General features: G+C 63.6%; 14 protein-coding genes. 10 read left to right on the top strand and 4 right to left on the bottom strand.

The window, feature by feature from the left end:
* Positions 1-284 precede the first annotated feature (284 nt).
* The 3 genes from AC239G_RS17235 (at position 285) to AC239G_RS17225 (ending at position 4,806) form a co-directional block, all read left to right on the top strand.
* A complete protein-coding gene (locus AC239G_RS17235; protein WP_487489385.1) occupies positions 285-2,180 on the top strand; it encodes a polysaccharide biosynthesis protein in 1,896 nt (631 codons plus the stop codon).
* Complete coding sequence (locus AC239G_RS17230; RefSeq protein WP_139469069.1) at positions 2,177-3,397, top strand: DegT/DnrJ/EryC1/StrS family aminotransferase; 1,221 nt, start codon at positions 2,177-2,179, stop codon at positions 3,395-3,397. Before AC239G_RS17235 ends, AC239G_RS17230 begins: the two co-directional genes overlap by 4 nt.
* Before the next feature lie 245 nt (positions 3,398-3,642).
* Positions 3,643-4,806 (top strand): phenylacetate--CoA ligase family protein, encoded by a 1,164-nt coding sequence (locus tag AC239G_RS17225; RefSeq protein WP_139469070.1) that lies wholly within the window; start codon positions 3,643-3,645, stop codon positions 4,804-4,806.
* Here the strand turns inward: AC239G_RS17225 and AC239G_RS17220 are convergent.
* Positions 4,795-5,862, bottom strand: a complete 1,068-nt coding sequence (locus AC239G_RS17220) for an ATP-grasp domain-containing protein (protein ID WP_139469071.1) — start codon at positions 5,860-5,862, stop codon at positions 4,795-4,797. The genes AC239G_RS17225 and AC239G_RS17220 overlap by 12 nt on opposite strands.
* 380 nt (positions 5,863-6,242) lie before the next feature.
* Between AC239G_RS17220 and AC239G_RS17215 the strand changes: the two genes are divergently transcribed.
* The 7 genes from AC239G_RS17215 to AC239G_RS17185 all read left to right on the top strand — a co-directional run bounded on the left by AC239G_RS17215 (position 6,243) and on the right by AC239G_RS17185 (position 15,633).
* A complete protein-coding gene (locus tag AC239G_RS17215; RefSeq protein ID WP_482400882.1) occupies positions 6,243-7,943 on the top strand; it encodes a tyrosine-protein kinase domain-containing protein in 1,701 nt (566 codons plus the stop codon).
* A 5-nt stretch (positions 7,944-7,948) separates the two neighbouring features.
* Positions 7,949-8,563: an arsenate reductase/protein-tyrosine-phosphatase family protein gene (locus AC239G_RS17210; protein ID WP_139469073.1), complete on the top strand. Its 615-nt coding sequence runs from the start codon at positions 7,949-7,951 to the stop codon at positions 8,561-8,563.
* Positions 8,563-9,246, top strand: coding sequence for a sugar transferase (locus AC239G_RS17205; RefSeq protein WP_487489384.1), 684 nt, complete (start codon positions 8,563-8,565; stop codon positions 9,244-9,246). Before AC239G_RS17210 ends, AC239G_RS17205 begins: the two co-directional genes overlap by 1 nt.
* Positions 9,233-10,594, top strand: coding sequence for a lipopolysaccharide biosynthesis protein (locus tag AC239G_RS17200; protein ID WP_139469074.1), 1,362 nt, complete (start codon positions 9,233-9,235; stop codon positions 10,592-10,594). Before AC239G_RS17205 ends, AC239G_RS17200 begins: the two co-directional genes overlap by 14 nt.
* A gap of 4 nt (positions 10,595-10,598) precedes the next feature.
* Complete coding sequence (locus AC239G_RS17195; RefSeq protein WP_139469075.1) at positions 10,599-11,777, top strand: glycosyltransferase family 4 protein; 1,179 nt, start codon at positions 10,599-10,601, stop codon at positions 11,775-11,777.
* A 19-nt stretch (positions 11,778-11,796) separates the two neighbouring features.
* The gene (locus AC239G_RS17190; RefSeq protein ID WP_180345633.1) at positions 11,797-13,053 is read left to right on the top strand and encodes an O-antigen ligase family protein; all 1,257 of its coding nucleotides are present in this window, start codon (positions 11,797-11,799) and stop codon (positions 13,051-13,053) included.
* Positions 13,054-13,341: 288 nt separating this feature from the next.
* A complete protein-coding gene (locus AC239G_RS17185; protein ID WP_487489383.1) occupies positions 13,342-15,633 on the top strand; it encodes a helix-turn-helix transcriptional regulator in 2,292 nt (763 codons plus the stop codon).
* Here AC239G_RS17185 and AC239G_RS17180 read toward each other — a convergent pair.
* From AC239G_RS17180 to AC239G_RS17170, 3 genes are read right to left on the bottom strand one after another with little or no spacing between them, the layout of a single operon-like run.
* On the bottom strand, positions 15,623-17,359 hold the full coding sequence (locus AC239G_RS17180) for an ABC transporter permease (RefSeq protein WP_487489382.1): 1,737 nt from the start codon (positions 17,357-17,359) through the stop codon (positions 15,623-15,625). The two genes, AC239G_RS17185 and AC239G_RS17180, sit on opposite strands and share 11 nt — an antisense overlap.
* Positions 17,356-18,294 (bottom strand): ABC transporter ATP-binding protein, encoded by a 939-nt coding sequence (locus tag AC239G_RS17175; RefSeq protein WP_487489381.1) that lies wholly within the window; start codon positions 18,292-18,294, stop codon positions 17,356-17,358. Before AC239G_RS17175 ends, AC239G_RS17180 begins: the two co-directional genes overlap by 4 nt.
* The gene (locus tag AC239G_RS17170) at positions 18,291-18,935 is read right to left on the bottom strand and encodes a TetR/AcrR family transcriptional regulator (RefSeq protein WP_139469079.1); all 645 of its coding nucleotides are present in this window, start codon (positions 18,933-18,935) and stop codon (positions 18,291-18,293) included. The genes AC239G_RS17175 and AC239G_RS17170 overlap by 4 nt, the downstream gene beginning before the upstream one ends.
* Positions 18,936-18,973: the final 38 nt, after the last annotated feature.

The following is an 18,973-nucleotide window of genomic DNA, read 5'->3' as shown; positions in this document are numbered from 1 at the left end:
GAACATGAGCCGCAGACGGTTCGCGCCGTCTGCGGCAGAACGCCCCGCGGACACCCGCACCGCAGTCGCGGATGACCGCAGTCTCCTCTCCGCAAGCACCAGAACAGAGTCATCGCACTCATAGCGTGAAGTCGACGCATTCCGCAGTTGGAATCGCAGCATCGTCGGCTCTCACCGACGATGCCCGGCCGCCACAGTGACGGGGCCGGGAGAGTCGAACATGGGAGATCACGATGACTGTGTCAGAACATCCGAATCCACTCACCCGGGGGAGGGCTGGCGGTGTGGCTTCGCCACCTTCAGCGACTTCTGGATCGACGTGGCCGGCACGGCTGACAACGCGGATCTGGAAGGGCAAGACCAGGCTCCAGCTCGTCCTCGATCCCGTCGCTTGGACGGCTGCCGGCCTGCTTGCCTCGACGGTCATGGGTTCAGGAGTCGTCAGCGGAGTCGAACTCGGATCCGCGCTTGGGGCGGCAGTGGTTCTGCAAGTGCTCCTCGGCCTGCTCACCGGTCTCTATCGCAGTCGCTATCACTACGGAAGCTTCGCCGAATACGGCGGTATCGCCGTCATCGCCCTGATCGTTGCGTGCGGACTGATGGCCGTCACCTTGGGGGATTCGCCGTTCGTCCTGCTCACTGTCTTCTCCGCAGTCATCTTCATGACCGGCAGCCGTTACCTCATCCGCTGGTCCCACCAGATCGCGACCCGTCCGCTGCGGGGCGAGCGAGTACTCGTCGTCGGCGCCGGCGACGCGGCTGAATCCCTGATCCGCCAGATGCTCTCGAACCCTGACGGTGAATATCTGCCCGTCGGACTCATCGACGATGATCCGCACAAGCGCCATCTGAGTATCCACGGGGTCCGTGTCCGTGGGACGAGTGGGGACATCGCCGAGGCGGCCGGATGGCTGAATGCGGCTGGTGTCATCGTCGCGATCGCTGATTCCGACGCGGAATTCCTGCAGAAATGCCGCGAGTCCCTGGAGCCGACAGGGAAATGGCTGAGGACGATCCCGCCGTTGGCCGAGATGGTCAATCGCAAGGTCGAGATCGGCGATATCCGCGATATCAAGGTCGAAGACCTCATCGGCCGCGCTCCGGTGCACACCGATCTGGCAGAGATCGCCAAGAAGGTAGCCGGCAAACGGGTTCTCGTCACGGGAGCGGGTGGATCGATCGGCAGCGAACTCTGCCGGCAGCTGTTCGCTCTCCATCCGGAGAGCCTCGTCATGCTCGATCGCGATGAGACGGCGCTGCACGGAGTCGAACTCACGCTCTACGGCTCGGCGCTGCTGATGTCGCCGAACACCGTGCTTGCCGACATCCGAGACCGGGCTGCACTTCATCATGTCTTCGCCGAGGCGAAGCCGCAGATCGTCTTCCACGCGGCGGCGCTCAAACATCTGCCGATGCTGCAGCGGTTCCCCGAGGAGGCGTGGAAGACGAATGTCCACGGCACCCTCAACGTCCTCGAAGCAGCACGCGCAGTCGGAGTCGAAACCTTCGTCAACATCTCGACGGACAAGGCCGCCGCACCGACGAGCGAGCTCGGCCGGAGCAAACGGATCGCCGAAAGACTCGTCAGCGGATTCGCAGCGAAGTCGCCAGGCACCTACCTCTCGGTTCGCTTCGGCAATGTTCTGGGCTCCCGCGGATCGGTGCTCCTGTCCTTCCAGGAACAGATCAGACAGGGCGGTCCGATCACGGTCACCGATCCGGAGGTCCGACGCTTCTTCATGACGATCCCGGAGGCATGCCAGCTGGTGCTGCAGGCGGCGACGATCGGCGAGGACGGCTACGTCATGGTTCTCGACATGGGTGAACCCGTGCGCATCGTCGACATCGCCCGGAGTCTGGTTGCGATGTCGAATCAGAATACCGAGATCGTCTATACCGGCCTGCGCGAGGGTGAGAAGCTCGACGAGGAGCTCTTCGGTGACTACGAAGGCACCGTCATCCGCATCCACGACAAGATCAGCCGTGTTGAGGCACCTGAGCTCTCACCTGCCGATCTGCCGGTCGTGATGGCTGAGCGAGGCGTCATCGACGAGTTCTGTGACCGCAGCTGCCGCCCCCAACCGGAACTCGGTCATCAAGTGGGCCGCCGAGAACCCGCCGGCGGAGCTGTCCACCTGCCGGTGCCGACCACGTTGATTTCGGATGAGGTCAGGCCATGACGATCTCGGACGCGGCACCGACGAAACCGGAGACCGCACCGGAGCCTCAGCCTGTCCCGGCCGCTAGCCGGATCCTCCTGTCGGGCCCCGACGTCGGGGAGCTCGAAGAGGAATTCCTGTTGCGCGCGTTTCGCAGCGGCTGGATAGCACCTGTCGGTCCGGACCTCGAAGCGTTCGAGACCGAGCTTGCGGCAAAAGTCGGAGTCTCTTATGCAGTTGGGCTCTCATCCGGCACGGCGGCTCTCCACCTCGGCCTTCTCGGTCTCGGAGTGCGGCCGGGAGACCTGGTGATCACGTCGACGATGACTTTCGCCGCAACGGCGAACGCCATCACCTATTGCGGAGCCGAACCTGTATTCGTCGACTGCTCCTCGGACGGAAACATGGATCCGGTACAGCTGCACCGGGCTTTGAAGAACTCGATCCGAGGTAAGAAGAAGCCGGCGGCAATCGTCCCGGTCGACCTGCTCGGACGGCCCGCCGACTACGACCGGATCTTGCCGATTGCGGCCGAATTCGAAGTCCCCGTCCTCGTCGACGCCGCCGAATCGCTGGGATCCCGCTATGGAGCTGTCACCTGCGGCAGCTTCGGCGACGCCGCGGTCGTGTCATTCAACGGCAACAAGATCATGACCACCTCGGGCGGTGGAGCACTGCTCACCGACGATTCCCGACTGGCAGAGTACGCCCGTTTCCTGTCGACCCAGGCCCGGGAGCCGGTGGCCCACTACGAACACCGGGAGATTGGGTTCAACTATCGGCTGAGCAATCTGCTCGCCTCTATCGGACGGGCGCAGCTGACCCGGCTCGACGCGATGGTCGACCGTCGCCGGGAGATCCGTCGACGCTACAGCGACACAATCGCCTCGGTGCAGGGGGTTTCTGTGTTCGGCAACGACAACGACCACTGCGACAATGCCTGGCTGACTGCGATCCTCGTGGACGAGCATCGGACTGGATTCAGTGCGGCCGAGTTGGGAGCCTGGCTGGCTGAACACGATATCGAAACCCGACCGCTGTGGAAGCCGATGCACTTGCAGCCGGTCTTCGCCGAGGCGCCGATATACGGCGGAGAAGTCTCCGAACGCATCTTCTCCACCGGCCTCAACCTGCCGAGCGGATCGAAGATGACCGATGCCGACATCGAACATGTCATTGTCATTGCGACTGCGTACTTCGAGCTTCGAGGCGCAGCCGTCGATGGAGCTGCGCCGTGACCCAGTCCCGTGGCAGACGGTCCCATACTCGAATTCCCCAACGCGCCAACGCAACCTGACACAGATACTCGGAAGAGGAGAAGGGAAACTTCATGTTGTCCACTGCCCGCCGATTCGCGGCTCAGATGCTGCCGAATGGAGTCTCACCGTCAGTCGTCGAAGAGGTCTATTCGACGCTGAACAACCCCGCATCCCGTTCATCCTCTGCCGCATTGGAACAGATCGCGCGGCATGCTCGCACTCATGTGCCCTTCTACCAGAACTTGAAGGGCGAGGGTTTCGAGTCACTGCCGGTGGTCACGAAACCGATGATGGTGGCGGACCGTTCGCAGTTCTTCGATGAGCGGGTGAATTCTGACAACCTTGCCAGCAGATATTCGTCTGGGACTTCTGGTGTACTCTACGATTCCTACTTCGACGCCGACCGGATCTCTCATCACAGGGCCGAAATGGTAGCTGCTTTTCGGTTCCTCGGCGCCGACCCGTTTGCCCCGACCCTCCACGGCACGACATGGTTCGACGTTTCGGTCAAATCCAAGCTGGTGTATTTCCTACAAGGCAAGCGGATGTACAGCGGAGAGCACGATGAGCAGAGTATTCGGGCGATCGCTCGATGGCTGAGGCGCCGACACGGCACAATCGTCGTTGCGCTGTGCTCTTATCTGGATGCGCTCTTCGAGGGCTTTCGCAGGTACGACATCGAGTTCGCAGAAGGAGTCATCGGTGCAGTGCTTGGAATCGGTGAGCCCGCTACCAGCTCATTGAACGAACTCATCCGGGCCCAAGCAGGAGTTGATCTCGCTATGAGGTACTCCAATACCGAGAATGGGATCTTCGGAATCTCGGACGGCGCGCTGACCCGTTACAGGCTCAACACTGCGACCTTCCATTTCGAGATCCTGGACCTGGACTCGGACCGCCCAGCTCCGCCGGGCGGAATCGGACGAATTGTGGTCACAGACCTGTTCAATCGTGCTTCGCCCTATATCCGATACGACACAGGGGACGTCGGGCGGTTCGCTGTCGACGACGCCGGTGCGCCGATTCCCGGCATATTGCAGGAGCTCAGTGGGCGCAACCGGGATTTCTGCATCGGCGGTACCGCAGAGGTGCCTCAGAGGATACTGCATATGGGAATGATGGAACTTGCTGACCAGCTCCAGGAGATCCGACAGTTCCAGCTTCGTCAGAACGATATCGGGAAGTTTACGTGGGTGCTCAACGCGCCCCGATCCGCAGCCCTCGAGCTCCGTCTTCGCAGTATCCTCGACGACTGCGTCGGGGACATCGTGCGCTGTGACTTCACCTATGATTCGCAGCACCTCGTCGTCGGGTCCGGTAAACGTCAGAGCTTCGTCAACGAGATTCCCGATCCAGAAAGTCTGTTCAGGTCCCGATCACTCAACTGAACTGGTAGGAGTCACCGGCACTCTTCCGGCGACTCGAATACTTTCGTATTTCGCGGAGACAACGCCGGGCTCATAACGACTCCACTCGAACCCGTCATCTCTGCCCATGGCCTGGGCCAGGTAGTACAGCGGGACATCGGCTCCCGCGAGATGCACGAATGGATATCCGCCGCCGAAGCGCGGATTGATGTCGATGACAGTGCTGCGTCCCTCTCCGTCGAGGAACATGTCGACATCGATGAGTCCGGTGAGCCCAGCCGCTTTCGCGATGAGAGCCGAATTCGCCACGAACGGGGCAGGATCCACCGTAACCGCTTTGTCCGTCTCGCCCGCTCGCATCCGCAGCTTGCGTCGGGCAAGGACAGCGGCGAGGTCACCGGGGGCATGGAGTGCACCGACGATATCGACACCGTGTTCGGTGCCGGAGAGTTTGGGTTGGATCACGACATCGTCGGCAGTCGGCTCACCGCCCGATTGCGCAGGTGCGGAGAGCAGTGATTCGGCCACAGCTTCTTCTGCCCGAGCAGCGGACACGATCGCGAGACCCGACGAACCGCTGCCGAACCGGTGTTTGACGACAACGTCATCGGTATACGCTGCAAGTGCCGACAGTCCTGCGCCGTCTCCGCCGGTGACCGTCGGCGCAGTTCGCACGCCGATCGCGGTGAGCATCTGCGCCATCCGCAACTTGTCGACGCAGCCGCGCTGCCATTCGGCGGACACACCGGGGACGAGCACTCCCAACTGTCGCATTCGGTCCGCGAGGTCCGTATTCACATGGAGATGAAGGAGTTCATAGTCGTTGACGGAGATGAACAGCTGCGGTTCGAGGTCGGCGATGAGGTCCAACAGGGCGGTCTCATAAGCAGGGTCCGAGTACTTCGGCATGATTCTGCCGATGTCGCCATAAGTCGCGGACGAACTCGTCTCGTCGTTCTCGGTGACGACTACGCGCCCCTCGACGCCGAGAGTCTCGAAGGCCTTGCGGAACCAGTCGATGAGATACAGGCGTCGACCGGCCGAGCCGATCACGACTGTGGCTGGAATCGACGTCATGTGGTCCTCCTGCAGTCACCCAGCGGATTCTTTGATTCACGCATGGGACTTCTCGGTTCGAATAACGGCTGACGCCACTGACCGGCCTTCATCGGCTCGGCACTGAAAGCATATCCGCATCATTGGGGCCGAACCAGGGTATGACTCGGTCCACACGCGTTCGGGCGGCTTTCCACAGGGCCACTGCGGATCACCGCAGGCTCTGTCGCAGACCGCGTTCGACGACGGCCTGCGAATGTAGCGTGAAGTCCGATTCGCCGAGCTGTCAGCAAAGGTCAGAGCGGCGCAGAGGAGTCCAAGGGCGCTCGCCGACATCACCGGTCGCAATCATCGGCATCGGTTCTACGCGCAGCAGTTACGCAGTTCGGAAGGACACAGACATGGGCATGACAGAATCGGCACCCAACGGCGCGGGCATGGACCTGCGCGACTACGTGAGGATCCTTCGACGCAGATGGCTGCTCGTCACAGCAGCGACGGTGCTCGGAATCGTCGCAGGTGCCGTGCCCGTCGCGCTCATGACGCCCACATATGAAGCGCACACCCAGCTCTACGTGTCGGTCCAATCTGATGCGGGAGGAACCGGTGACCTGGTGCAGGGAAACAGCTTCGCAAAAGAAGTCGTCAGCAGCTATACAGACATCGTCGGGTCCAGCGTCGTCCTCGACCCGGTGATCTCCGAACTCGGACTCAACACCACGGTGGCCGAACTGCGCGATGATGTGAAAGCGAGCACCCCCGACGGCTCGGTCCTCATCGACATCACCGTCGCCGATTCGGATCCTCAGCAGGCTGAGCGGATCGCCGCGGCGATCAGCCGAAGCCTGACTCAGGCAGTGCAGAATCGGCTCGAACCCAAACGTGCGGACGGGCGGAGTTCGATCAGCCTGACTACCACGCAGGAAGCTCAGACCGCAGATGCACCGGTGAGTCCACGGGCAAGTCTGCTCGTGCCCGCCGGACTGCTGCTGGGGCTGCTGTGCGGGATCGGAATCGCCATCCTCACCGCGGTCTTCGACACTCGGGTGCGATCGGTGCAGGATATCAGGCAGCTCACCGAGACCCCCGTGATCGGAAGAATCCCCCGAGACTCCGCTGTCGCCGACGATCCGTTGGTGGTTCGAGCCTTCAAATACGGTCCCACGGCAGAGGCGTTTCGGGCACTGCGCACCAACCTCGAATTCCTCGGAGTCGGCTCCAAGCGCCGAGTCTTCGCCATCACTTCGCCGAGTCTCGGTGAGGGCAAATCGATCACGGCAGCGAATCTGTCGATCATCCTCGCCGAATCGGGGCTGCGGGTGGCTCTCGTCGACTGTGACCTTCGTCGGCCCAAAGTCGCCGAATATTTGGGCATCGAAGGCGCGGCGGGGCTCAGTGACGTCCTCGTCGGTCGGGTGGAGATCTCCGACGTCCTCCAACCATGGGGCGAACACGGGCTCAGTGCCCTGCCGGCAGGGCATATCCCACCGAATCCGAGTGAGCTGCTGGGTTCCCAAGCGATGGACGCTGTACTGCACGAGCTCGGCGAAGACTTCGACTATGTCATCCTCGACGCACCACCGACCCTGGCTGTTACAGATTCCGCAGTGGTCGGGACGAAGGCGGCAGGCATCATCATGGTCTCCGCGGCGAGCAACACTAAGAAGCGCGCCTTCACCGAGTCGATCCGCACCCACCTGGCCGTGGGCGCCCGTGTCGCCGGGATAGTCGTCACGATGCTGCCGCCGAACGGCGAGGATCTGTACACCTACGGTGCAGCGGAGGCTTATGGCAGGCCCCCGACCGAGACCGAACGACTGTCGGCCGATACCGGCCCGAGCTGGATGTTCCGACCGGATCGAAGTCATGTACAGGGTCCCGCAGACGACGGCATCGACACGGCGGTCGATCGTCATCCAGCGGCACCTTTCGGATCGAAGCATCTCTCCGCCCCGAAGTTCTGGCCGATCCCCAGTCGGAGCAGACTCGCCGATCACCGATGCGCTCCGGCCGATGACACGGGCTTCGAGGAACCGCAGACCGCAGAGCTGCCCCGGGTGGGCGCGGTTCCCGGTAATGCGAAGCCGCAGAGAGCGGATTAAAGCTGATGTCTCAGAGCTTCACCGTGCTCACGGTGTGCACCGGAAACCTCTGCCGCTCGCGTCTTGCAGAGCTGGTGCTGGCCCAGAGGTTCGCCGACGTCTCCGAGATCCGCCTGCGCTCGGCCGGCACCCGTGCCGCACCGGGGCGAATGATGCCCGAAGAAGCCCGGGAAGTTGCGGGGTTCATGGGGGTGATCAACATCCGGGCCCAGCGGGCGCGGCAGGTCAGTGAGGATTCGCTCAGCGCGGCTGACCTCGTGCTCGTCATGACACGCGAGCACCGACGCGCAGTCGTCGAACTCAACCCGCGCATCGTTCGGCGGACCTTCACGATCCGCGAACTCGCAAGTCTCGCGGCGGTGACTCGCGACGACGAGATCGTCAGCGAGGGCGCTCTTCCGTCAGCGGACCGGGCGACGCGTCTGCGGGCCGCGGTCGGAGCGGCGGTGCGACGGCGCAGTCGCAGACGCGCACCGGATCTTCCCACAGATGATGACGTGATCGACCCGTATGGGTGCGATCGGGACATCTATGCGCTCGCGGCTCTGCAGCTCGCCCCAGCGGTCGAAGGCGTGGCAGTCCTGTTCCAGAGGGCACTCAACCTCGGTGAGGAGGAATGATGGACGAGATCGAGCAACAGCCGGCAGCCACTCGCGCGCGCCGAATGAATACCCGTACGCAACGACGCCCTTACGACACCGTGAAACGAGGGATCGATGTCTGCCTCAGCGTATTCGGGCTGATCATCACAGCACCCCTGCAAGCGGTCGTCGCCGTTGTCGTGCTCGTCGTCCATGGCAGGCCCGTGCTCTTCAGGCAGCCTCGTCCCGGGCGCGGAGGGAAGGTGTTCGACATCCTGAAGTTCCGAACCATGCTGCATCCGGACGCCGACCACATCACCGATGGACAGCGACTGACCCGGCTCGGCCGGTTCCTGCGGGCGTCGAGCCTCGACGAACTGCCTTCGCTGTGGAACGTCGCCTGCGGCGAGATGAGTCTCGTCGGACCGCGACCGCTGCGGGTGGAGTATCTTGCCCGGTACACTCCTGAACAGTCTCGGCGACACGAGGCGCTGCCCGGAATCACCGGTCTGGCGCAGGTTCGTGGCCGCAACGACCTCGACTGGGACGACAAATTCCGACTCGATGTGGAATACGTCGACACCCGGTGTCTGAGACTCGACCTGCTCATTCTCCTGCAGACAGTGCAGACCGTGCTCGGACGGCAGGGCATCAGCAAGGGCGGCTTCGACACGATGCCCACGTTCACCGGAGAGAGGGACGCGGGCAATGGAGATTCGTAGCAGACTCGGGGGAGCGAAGCTCGCGGCCGTTGTCCTGGTCAGCGCGCAGATGGTCGCTGCAGGTGGAGCGGTGGCGGTGAACCTGCTGGCAGCCTTCGTGCTGAGCCCGTCGGGACGCGGAGATCTCGCCTTTGCCCTGCAGCTCGCGTACTTCCTCTCCGTGTTCGCGATCATGGGTCTCGAGCGGCCCTTCATCGCCGCTCGGTCCGGAGGCTTCGGCAGCGAATACCGAGTCTTCGCCCGAATGGTGACGCCGGGGACTCTCTGCATCCTTCCGATCGTGGTCCTCGCAGCGATGGTGTCACCGTTCAGCACCACATGGCTGTGGATGGGCGTCATCGCAATCGCAGGATATGTTGCACTCAATTCGCTGGTGCGTGCGCTGCGCGTCGCCTATGTCTGCAGCCGGGAATGGAAGTGGTTCACCGTCAACGCGGTCGCCACCCAGGTGATCATCGTGGTCGGTGCCGCATTGCTGGTGCTGCTGCGTGTGGACGACCCGGTGGTGTGGATGTGGGCATATGCCGCATCGGCGCTTCCTGCCGTCGCTCTTCTGTTCCTCGCGCCGCGCTCGTGGAAGCAGTCGGCACCCTCCCGGGCGGAGAGCCGGGGGCTGCGCCGCCGCGGCTGGGTTCTGCTCCCCTCAGACTTCAGCAACACCGCGATGCTGCGCTCGGACCGACTGCTGCTTCCCATGCTGAGCAGTTCGGCGGAGCTCGGCCTGTATGTCACCGTCGCCACAGTTCTCGAGATGGCGACGTGGCCGGTGCAGCAGTGGGTTGACGCTTCTCTGCGCAGCTGGTCGAAGTCGTTCTCATCGGGCCCGCTCCCAGTCCTCCGTGTCATCGTCCGAAGCGTCCTTCTGCTGATCGTCTTCGCGGCAGTGCTGGCGGGCGCGGCCTTCGCCATGATCATCTTCGTGCTTCCCGAGTCCTATCGGCCGGCGACCGCAGTGATCGTTCCCTTGGCGGCCTCAGCTGTCGTATTCGGACTGACTCGCGTCCAGCAGGGTCTGCTCATTGCCTTGGACGCGCCGGGACGGGTCTCGATCGTCGAAATCGTCGGTACGGCCGCCTCGGTGCTCGCCTATCTCACGCTGATTCCGCCCTACGGCATGCTCGGTGCAGCCTACGGGTCGATCATCGGGTACTCCGTCTGTGCCGCAGCAGGTGCGTACGCACTCATCCGAGTGCTCAAGAGCAGACCCGAATCTTGGGCTTGCGACGGGCTCGCCGAGGATGCGAAGAACAGCGATCCACGATCGGCCGCGGAAGCGGATGTGACGGCCATGGCCGACACAGCCATGAGCGACGCCATCCATCGACACTCAGACACAACGAGGAAGTGACCCCATGGACGTATTGATGATCGCCCACTTCACCGGCGGCGGAAGACGGCCGGATGACAGGTTCGACACCTTGGCCGGCATTCTCGCCCGTCGGGGAGCCGAGGTCGAGCTGGTCACTTCGTCGTTCCACCATCTGTCCAAGAAGCATCGGGACCCTTCCGACAGGGAGACTCAGCTCTTCGTGACCACCTACGTCTCTGAACCTGCCTATCGGACCAACGTCTCCATGCGTCGTCTTCTCAGCCACCGGGCCCTCGGTCGGAACCTCAAGGAATATCTGCGGCACCGACGGGTGCCCGACGTCGTCTACTGCGCCGTGCCCTCGCTCGAAGCCGCGCACGCTGCGACCGAATTCGCCGCAAGAAACGGTGTGCGACTCATCCTCGATGTGCAGGATCTGTGGCCCGAAGCCTTCGAACTCGTGCTCAGACCACATTGGGCCGGACGTTCCGTGCTCGCACCGCTGCGCAGAACAGCGGAACGGATCTATCGTGCTGCAGACTCAGTGGTCACTGTCTCCGAGACCTACTCGAATCGCGTTGCTGAGGCTCGCGGGGACGCGGCCGGGGTGACGACCGTCTATCTCGGCACCGACCTGCAGCGCTTCGACAGTTTCGGCGCGAACCGACCGACCGACGACGGATACATCGAACTTGCATACGTCGGCACCCTGGGGCACAGCTACGACCTGCCGACGGTATTCGAAGCACTTCGCATACTGAAGCGTGCAGGAAAGCGCATGCGCCTGCATGTGATGGGCACGGGACCGTTCGAGAACCAATGGCGCGGGGAAACTGCCGATCTGCTCGAAGAGGTCATCTTCTACGGCAGACTCGAGTATCCGGATATGGTCGCACGTCTGCGGGGGTGCGATATTGCGGTCAATCCCATCGTTGCGGGAGCCGCACAGTCCATCACCAACAAGATCGGCGACTACGCTGCGGCAGGGCTGCCGGTCGTCAACTCTCAGGAATGCCCCGAGTATCGGGACCTGCTCGTCGCCTACGGAGCAGGAATCAGTTGTGAACCGACGGCGGAAGCCGTCGCCGCAGCGCTGGTGGAACTGGCCCAAGACCGAAATCTGGTGGAACGCGGTATGGGGTCACGACGGATGGCCGAGGAGCGCTTCGATCGGGCGGTGACCTATGAACGCCTCGGCGGGGTGGTCCTCGATGCGACCTGAGTCAGCAGCTGCTCACCGCATGAGTTCGACTCGAAGCGGAGTCGGCGGGCTTCTGCTCATACTTCTCCTGGTCGCAATCGTGCCGGTGGCTGTGGTGGTGGCATTCGGAGTCCCGGTGCCGTTCATGGTAGCGGTGGGCTTCGGCTATATGCTGCAGTTGCTGGTCATCGTCGTCGCGGCCTTCCACCGGCGAGTTCAGCCAAGGGATCCGTGGATCGCGATTGCCATCGTCTACGGAATCATGCAGGCGACCACCCTGGTATCTGTTGGCATGAGGTACGGAACCTATGACGTTCTGGACCTGCTCGGAGCGGCCGCTGGGATCATCGGAATCCTTGTCTTCGCCGGCCTGGTCCAGGCGCTGCACCCGAGTGAGCACGACTTGCACACCTTTCTCGGCGGATTTCTGTGGCTCACGTTCATCGCCATCATCGTCAACTTCGTGCAGCACGCATCCGACATTCCTCTGATGTTCAGCGCCGACTCGAGTTACCAGTTCGAGTTCGCCAGCTTCTTCGCCAACCGCAATCAGTTCGGATACTTCCTGTTCCTCGGCCTCGTCGCCCATATGCTGTACCTCCATGGCCGACGCTGTCGCGCGCACAACATCGGTCTCTTCGCCCTGCAGATCGCCTCGCTGCTTCTGACCATGTCGCGGGGATCGATTGCCGCCTCACTCATCTTCCTCACCGTCTTCGCCGTGCTCAGGCTCCGGACCAAACCGAAGTACTTCGCTTCTTTCCTCGCCGTCGGCGGAATCGGTGCCGCGGTCGTAGTCACCACCGGAGTCGGAGACAAACTCGAAGAACTCATTCTGAGACCGGACGCCGCGTTGGCGGGCCGCGACGTCGTCTGGTCGATCGGACTCGACATCTGGCGAGAGCACGGGATCCTGCTCGGCAGCGGAAGCTTCCGCGGCGTCATGATCGCTCAGGAGAGGGGAATGCCCTATGAGGAATTCCACAGCTTCTTCGTCGAATCGTTGGTCGGCGGAGGATTGGTCGAGCTGATCCTGATGCTGCTGATCCTCGGGTTGGCCTGGCGCAGGGTCGTCCAATCACACCTCGACGTCGGACGTCGACATGTCCTCTACGCCTCGGCGGTTGGGGTCATGGGTCTGTCCTGCGTCGAAAGCGTCTCCTTCTTCACTGTCGGCCTCGTGGGCACACTCTTCACGATCTTCTTCGTCTCTCTGCCGATTCTGTACGCTGGCCTCCCGCCTGCAGCTGTCCGCCAGTTTGCACGAGGACGGTCGGAAATCGACGCGGCGAGCTGAACGACGGCCAGTATCCGGGGCGGGTGAACAGGTCAGACGAACTCCCGCTGAGGAGGAGCTGTCCTCCGGTCCGTTCGTGTATCCGCATTCCCTTGGCGGACTACCGCAGACCACTCGCGGTGGAGCACAAAAGCACCCGGTATACGGGCACATTGGGAGTCCGGGCAGGCTCGAGAGCTGCGTGCTGACAGGGTCGGCCGGTGAAGACCGGACAGGGAAGGAGGAGCTCACGTGTACGTCGATGAGCGTGACGCGGGTGTGATCCGCCGAGATGAAGGATGGGCGACCATGAGCTCGAATGCTGAAGGGACCACGCAGGATCCTCGCCTCAGCCTGGGAGACTTCATCGTCGAACTCGAATCCTCAGGCGTAAGCCTGGTCGACACCGAGCTCTGCCACCTGCTGTGGACGGAATGCGCCGGTCGTGCTCACTTCGCCGAGGCGGTCCTCCGTGCCGCAGCCACCGCAGGGGTCACGGTGGTCCCCGAATCCGTTTCCTTTGCCGATTGGGTCGTCGAACTGTGTCCACGGCTGTCCCTAGAGCTGGGACCCGGTGACACGGCGGCAGCCTCGGTGCTCGCTCAACTCAGTGCTGTGTCAGAGACGACCGCCGTGCGGGCGCTGACCGCGGTGGCTGATGACCTCCTCGGCGGTATTGGGGTCAACGATCCTGAAGGAGTCCTGAACCGACTCCACTCCAGCGGGATACTCACTCGCGTTGAGGATTCGGTGCGGGGATCGCTGCTGCGAGTTCCAACCCTCATCGCGGCCAAGCTGCGATATGACCTCACTGCCACACCCGGTGCGGGGCCGGTGGTCGTCTCACTTCTCGAAGTGCTCATCGAACATATGGAATCGGCAGGCACCGTCGAGCCCGAACTACTCAGCGACGTGCTGCTCTTGGCCCGACACGGCGGCTACTGGCCCCAGCTGCTGCGAGTGACCGAGGCGGTGGGCATACCGATGTTCCTGCTCACTCCTCGGACCGCCTGCACCGCGTTTCGTCTTCTGCCGCCCAAGACTCGTGCGAACTGGCCCGGACTTGAATTCTTCGGAACACTCGCCGAGGATATCGACGCTGATTCCGCTGCCGCCGATCCGGCGCGCATCCGTGCCGCCGCGATCAGGCATACCGGCCCGGGACTGCTGAGGCCACGACTGCCGGCGTTCCTCGGCGCCTCGGCACCGGGAGAAGATGAGAGCGGAGAAGTCCTGCTGGACGGATTGCCGGTGGATGTCATCGACACCGTTCGTCAGCTGATCGGTCTCGGCGATTCCGGCCGACACGGTGATGCCGCAGAATTGGGCATCCGTGCCGCGGCGAAGATGCCCAGTGTGCGTGGGCGTTCCGTCGTCCGACTCCTCACTGCGATCGCACTCCACCATGCAGCCAAGTCTCGCCGGGCACTGTCCCTGCTCAATGAGATCGAGGGGCCCGCTCGGGCCGGACACATCGACGGCGACTTCCTGCTGCCGGCAATCATCGCGTGGACGGCTCTCATCTCGGCCGTCAGCGGCGACTGTGAACGAGCCGATATCCATCTCGCGTTGGCAACAGAGTCGTCCGAGCTCAGCCGAGTCGGTGCCGGAAGCGGCTCTGTCGCAGGTCGTTCAGCGACACGGCCGAGCGTCATCATCGACGAGCTCGTCACTCCGCCGCTGCGTATCGCCGCGGCGCTGCGGGCCCTCGACCGTCTCGACCTGCAACGCGCTCAGACGGAATTCGATGCGTTGTCCGCATATCCCGAGCTGCGAACGCTGTGGGTCTATCTGCCTCTCATCGCTCGGACCTTGGCAGTGCTGTCCGCAAAGTCCGAATCCGGGTTGCTCTTCGTCAACGATGATGCCGAGCGGTCTCGCGATTCCGGAGTCCTATCCGCAGCCGAGAAGGATCTGCTTGCGTTCGGACGCAGCATGGCCTTCATCGCACTCGGCCAGCTGCGATGGGCCGAGCTCGACCGAGAGAGGCTCTCACCGGCGTGTGATGCGCGCATCGTCCTCGACGTCCGCTCAAAGCTCGTGGCCGGGCGCAACGACGATGCGATCGCGTGCGCCGACACCTGGTTCTATCATCGTTCGCTCAGTCCGCGCAGCCGCGCAGAACTCGCCGCCATCAGAGCAGCAGCCAAACTGCGCACTGGGGACGAGGCTGCAGCGCAGACTGATTTCACGATGGCTGTGAGTCTTTCGACCTGGGTGGGCTCGCTTCTGCCGCTTGCACTATTGCCGCTGACCGATCGCAGTCGACTCGTCGACCTCACGGCTGACTCGCCCGTATGGGCGGAAGCTGCGAATGAGTTCTCCGTGACCTTCGCTTCACCGGCGCAGCTGATGGAGCGGCTGCGCCATATCGGCTCGGTCTCCGTGGACCTGGCAGAAGCGCCGCAGCTCAACGTCGGCGAAGCCCAACTCATCGACCTGCTGGCACGTGGCCTGTCCGTGGCTGAGATCGCCGGCGAACTGCAGCAGGTCACCGGAACCGTGAAGAACCGTCTCTCCGCTCTCTACCGCAAATTCGGAGTTTCGAACCGGGCGGACGTCCTCAGCCGCGCCCGGTCCTTGGGGTACCTCACGCCGTGACGAGGTCCCGCCTTCGGAATCCGAGGATCCCAGCCCCGACGAGGACCACAGCGATCCCTGCCAACCACAGCACCGCCTCGGCGGAGAGATCCTGGGCCGGATACTGGCCGATATGGGTGAACAAGGACAGATCGAGGACCGCGTCGTCGAGCTGCATCAGCCCGCCGAAGAGGGCGAGCACCGCCGAGGCGCCGAAGACGATCCAGCTCAGGCTCATCAGCCGCGGGGCGAGGCCGTAGAGCAGGTAGGCGAATCCGAGCAGCGCCCAGATCGACGGCGCCTGCGCGAGATGCCCGAGCAAGGTCGGCCACACCAGGGACCAATCGTCCATCGACATCGCGGCACCCACCCCTTCACCGAGGCCGGCCATGCCCATCAGCCAACCGGCCCCGACCAGAGTCACCATTGCCCAGGAAGCCAACCATCCGCTGCGGGAGACCGCGGTCGCGAGCACCGGTTCGGTGTGGAAAGAGGACTCCTCCGACCGCAGCCCACCAGCGGCGATGACCGCATACGCGGCGACGATGATGGCGAAGTACAGGGCCATGTATCCGAGGTAGCCGTCGACGATTCCGGACCGACCGCCCATGATCGACAGGATCTCCGGCGGCATCCCCGCCGCTCCTTCGTCCATGGGCCCGGTGAACGATCCGAACACCACACCCATGACCAGCATGCTCATCGACCACCAGATCAGGCTCGAGGCCTGCAGGCACAGCGCCAGACCCAGCGGCGTCGACAGCAGCGGTCCCGCCTGCGACCGGCCCAGCCGTTCTGCGACGATTCCGGCACCCAGGTCACGACGAGACTGCAGCATCGCGGCCGCGACGACGAGGACCGTGAACAGACCAGCCGAGTACAGCAGCGGCCACCAGCGGTCGAGGGTGAACGGTGCCGTCTGCTGCGCCCACCCCAAGGGCGAGAGCCACGACAGCCAATCGAGGCTACCCCCGGACACGTGCGACATATCACCGATCCCGCGGAGGACGAAGCTGAGTGCGAGCACCGCTCCGGCCATCGACGAGGCGGCCCTGGCGAACGCGCTCAGCTGCACAGTGACCGCGGTGACGGCGGCGAAGACACAGCCCACCGCGCCGATTCCGACCGTGAACAGCATCGTCGCCGACCACGAATCCGGTTCGGCCTGAGAGAATCCGAACGCCGCAGCCATGCCCGCGCTGAGCAGGAGATTCATGAACACCGTGAGCGCAAGGGCGGCGATGAGCTGAGTGTGCCGACCGGTGACGCCGGCGCGAACGAGTTCGGCCCGCCCCGTCTGCTCCTCGGCGCGCGTGTGGCGGGAGATGGTGAGGATCGACATCAGAGCCGCCCCGATCATGAGGAACACCCCGTACATGCCGACGATGAACCGCGGGATCGTCACCTGGTCGAGCCCGTAACCTGGCCCCGTGATGAGCGCCATCACCGGATTCTTCGCGAACGCCGTCATCGCCTGCAGCGAATCCGAATCCATGACCACGGCGATCGCATTAGCGAAGTACGCGGTGAGCGCAGAGAGAGCAAGCACCCAGATCGGCAGCCACAGGCGGTCCCGCCGCAGCATGAATCTCAGCAGATTCCCCAACCCTGCCAGGTTTCCCTCGCCGAGGCGGCCACGCCGAACACGTTCATGTGCACCATGATGATGCCCGGTTCGCGGTGAGTTCCCGGGGCCTCCGTGGACAGTGCGATCCCCGTCGTCCGTGTATGCGGCCAGCAGATTCATGACTCCTCCTTGCCGTAGTGACGCAGCAGCAGCTGCTCGAGGGTCGGCGGGGTCGCGGTGAGCGATTCGACATCGTGTTCGCCGAGCGCCCGCATGATACGGGGCAGCTGCGCCGTATCGGCGCTGAAATGCAGTCGCGAACCTTCGCGGACGAGGTCGTGGACTCCGGTCATCTCGGACAGGGCGGGCACATCGTGTTCGAGTCCGACGGTGATCGTCGTCCGCGACAGGTGCCGCAGCTCGGACAGGGTCCCCGTCTCGACGATGCGACCCGAGCGGATGATCGACACCCGATCGGCCAGGGCTTCGACCTGGGCGAGGATGTGGCTGGAGAGCAGCACCGTGCGACCGGCGTCCTTCGCCTCACGGATGCAGTCCTGGAACACCGCTTCCATAAGCGGGTCGAGTCCGGCCGTCGGCTCGTCGAGGAGCAGCAGTTCGACGTCCGAGGCCAGGGCGGAGATGAGCGCGACCTTCTGCCGGTTGCCTTTCGAATAGGTCCGGCCCTTCTTCCGCGGGTCGAGGTCGAACCGCTCGATGAGCTCATCGCGACGACGTCTGTCCACGCCTCCGCGCAACCGGGCGAACAGGTCGATCGCCTCACCGCCGGTCAGTCCCGGCCACAGCTCCACATCGCCGGGAACATAGGCCAGGCGGCGGTGCAGGGGCACCGCCTTCGACCAGGGATCCTCGCCGAGGAGGCGCACCGTACCCGAGTTGTGTCGCAGGATTCCGAGCAGAATCCGGATCGTCGTCGACTTGCCGGCGCCGTTGGGGCCGAGGAAGCCGTGGACCTCGCCGCGGGCGACCTCGAGGTCGAGGCTGTCCAGGGCGCGGACGCGTCCGTACGATTTCACGACGTCCCGCATCGAGATCGCCGCCGAGGCGGATGCGCGGCCGTCGTCGGTGCGGCGGGGACGGGTCAATGTGCTCATGGTTCCTCATCTCCTGGTTGAGAGTTGTCGGGGACTGACTCGAGGGCACCGTGCAGGTAGAGGTCGAGCAGATGCGGGGCGAGTCGGGTCATCATTGCGGTAGTGTCATCGGTGCCGAGGACCGAATGCAGGCGGTGCTCGAGCAGGGAGGGGGCCAGGGCCATGACCGCGATGGTCGCCGCCTGTCCACGAGAATCCTCGCTCTGTCGAAAGGTGTAGCCGGCGAATCCTTCGGTGATATAGGACTCGACGAGGTCGACGTAGTGGTCGAAGTAGCGCTGGCCATGCTCGCTGGGGTCGAGCAGGGACTTGACGAGGTAGTCCACAGCAGTGGACATCTCGGGGTCGTCGAACATCATCTGCACTGCCATGGTGGCGTAGCCGGCGTTCGCCGCCTTCGACTCAGCGATTCGCTCGAATACGTGTTCATCACATGCGCTGCGCAGCCCGTCCTTGGAACCGAAATGGTGGATGACCAGGCCGGGGGAGACCTCGGCGGCCGCGGCGATGCCGCGGACCGTCGTCTTCGTGAACCCGTGGCGGGCGAACTCGGCGACGGCGGCAGAGAGGATCTTCTCGGCAGTCTCCGGGGAGGCGTTGGGAGAGCGGCGCGAGTTGGAATCGGGATTCGTTGAACGCATGTTTAATATTAAACGCGTGTTCAATGTCGAATGTCAAC

This window comes from Brevibacterium sp. Lmc1, from assembly GCF_057654315.1.
Note: the sequence above shows the minus strand (reverse complement) of the source record. Positions and strands in the feature narration are given on the sequence as shown.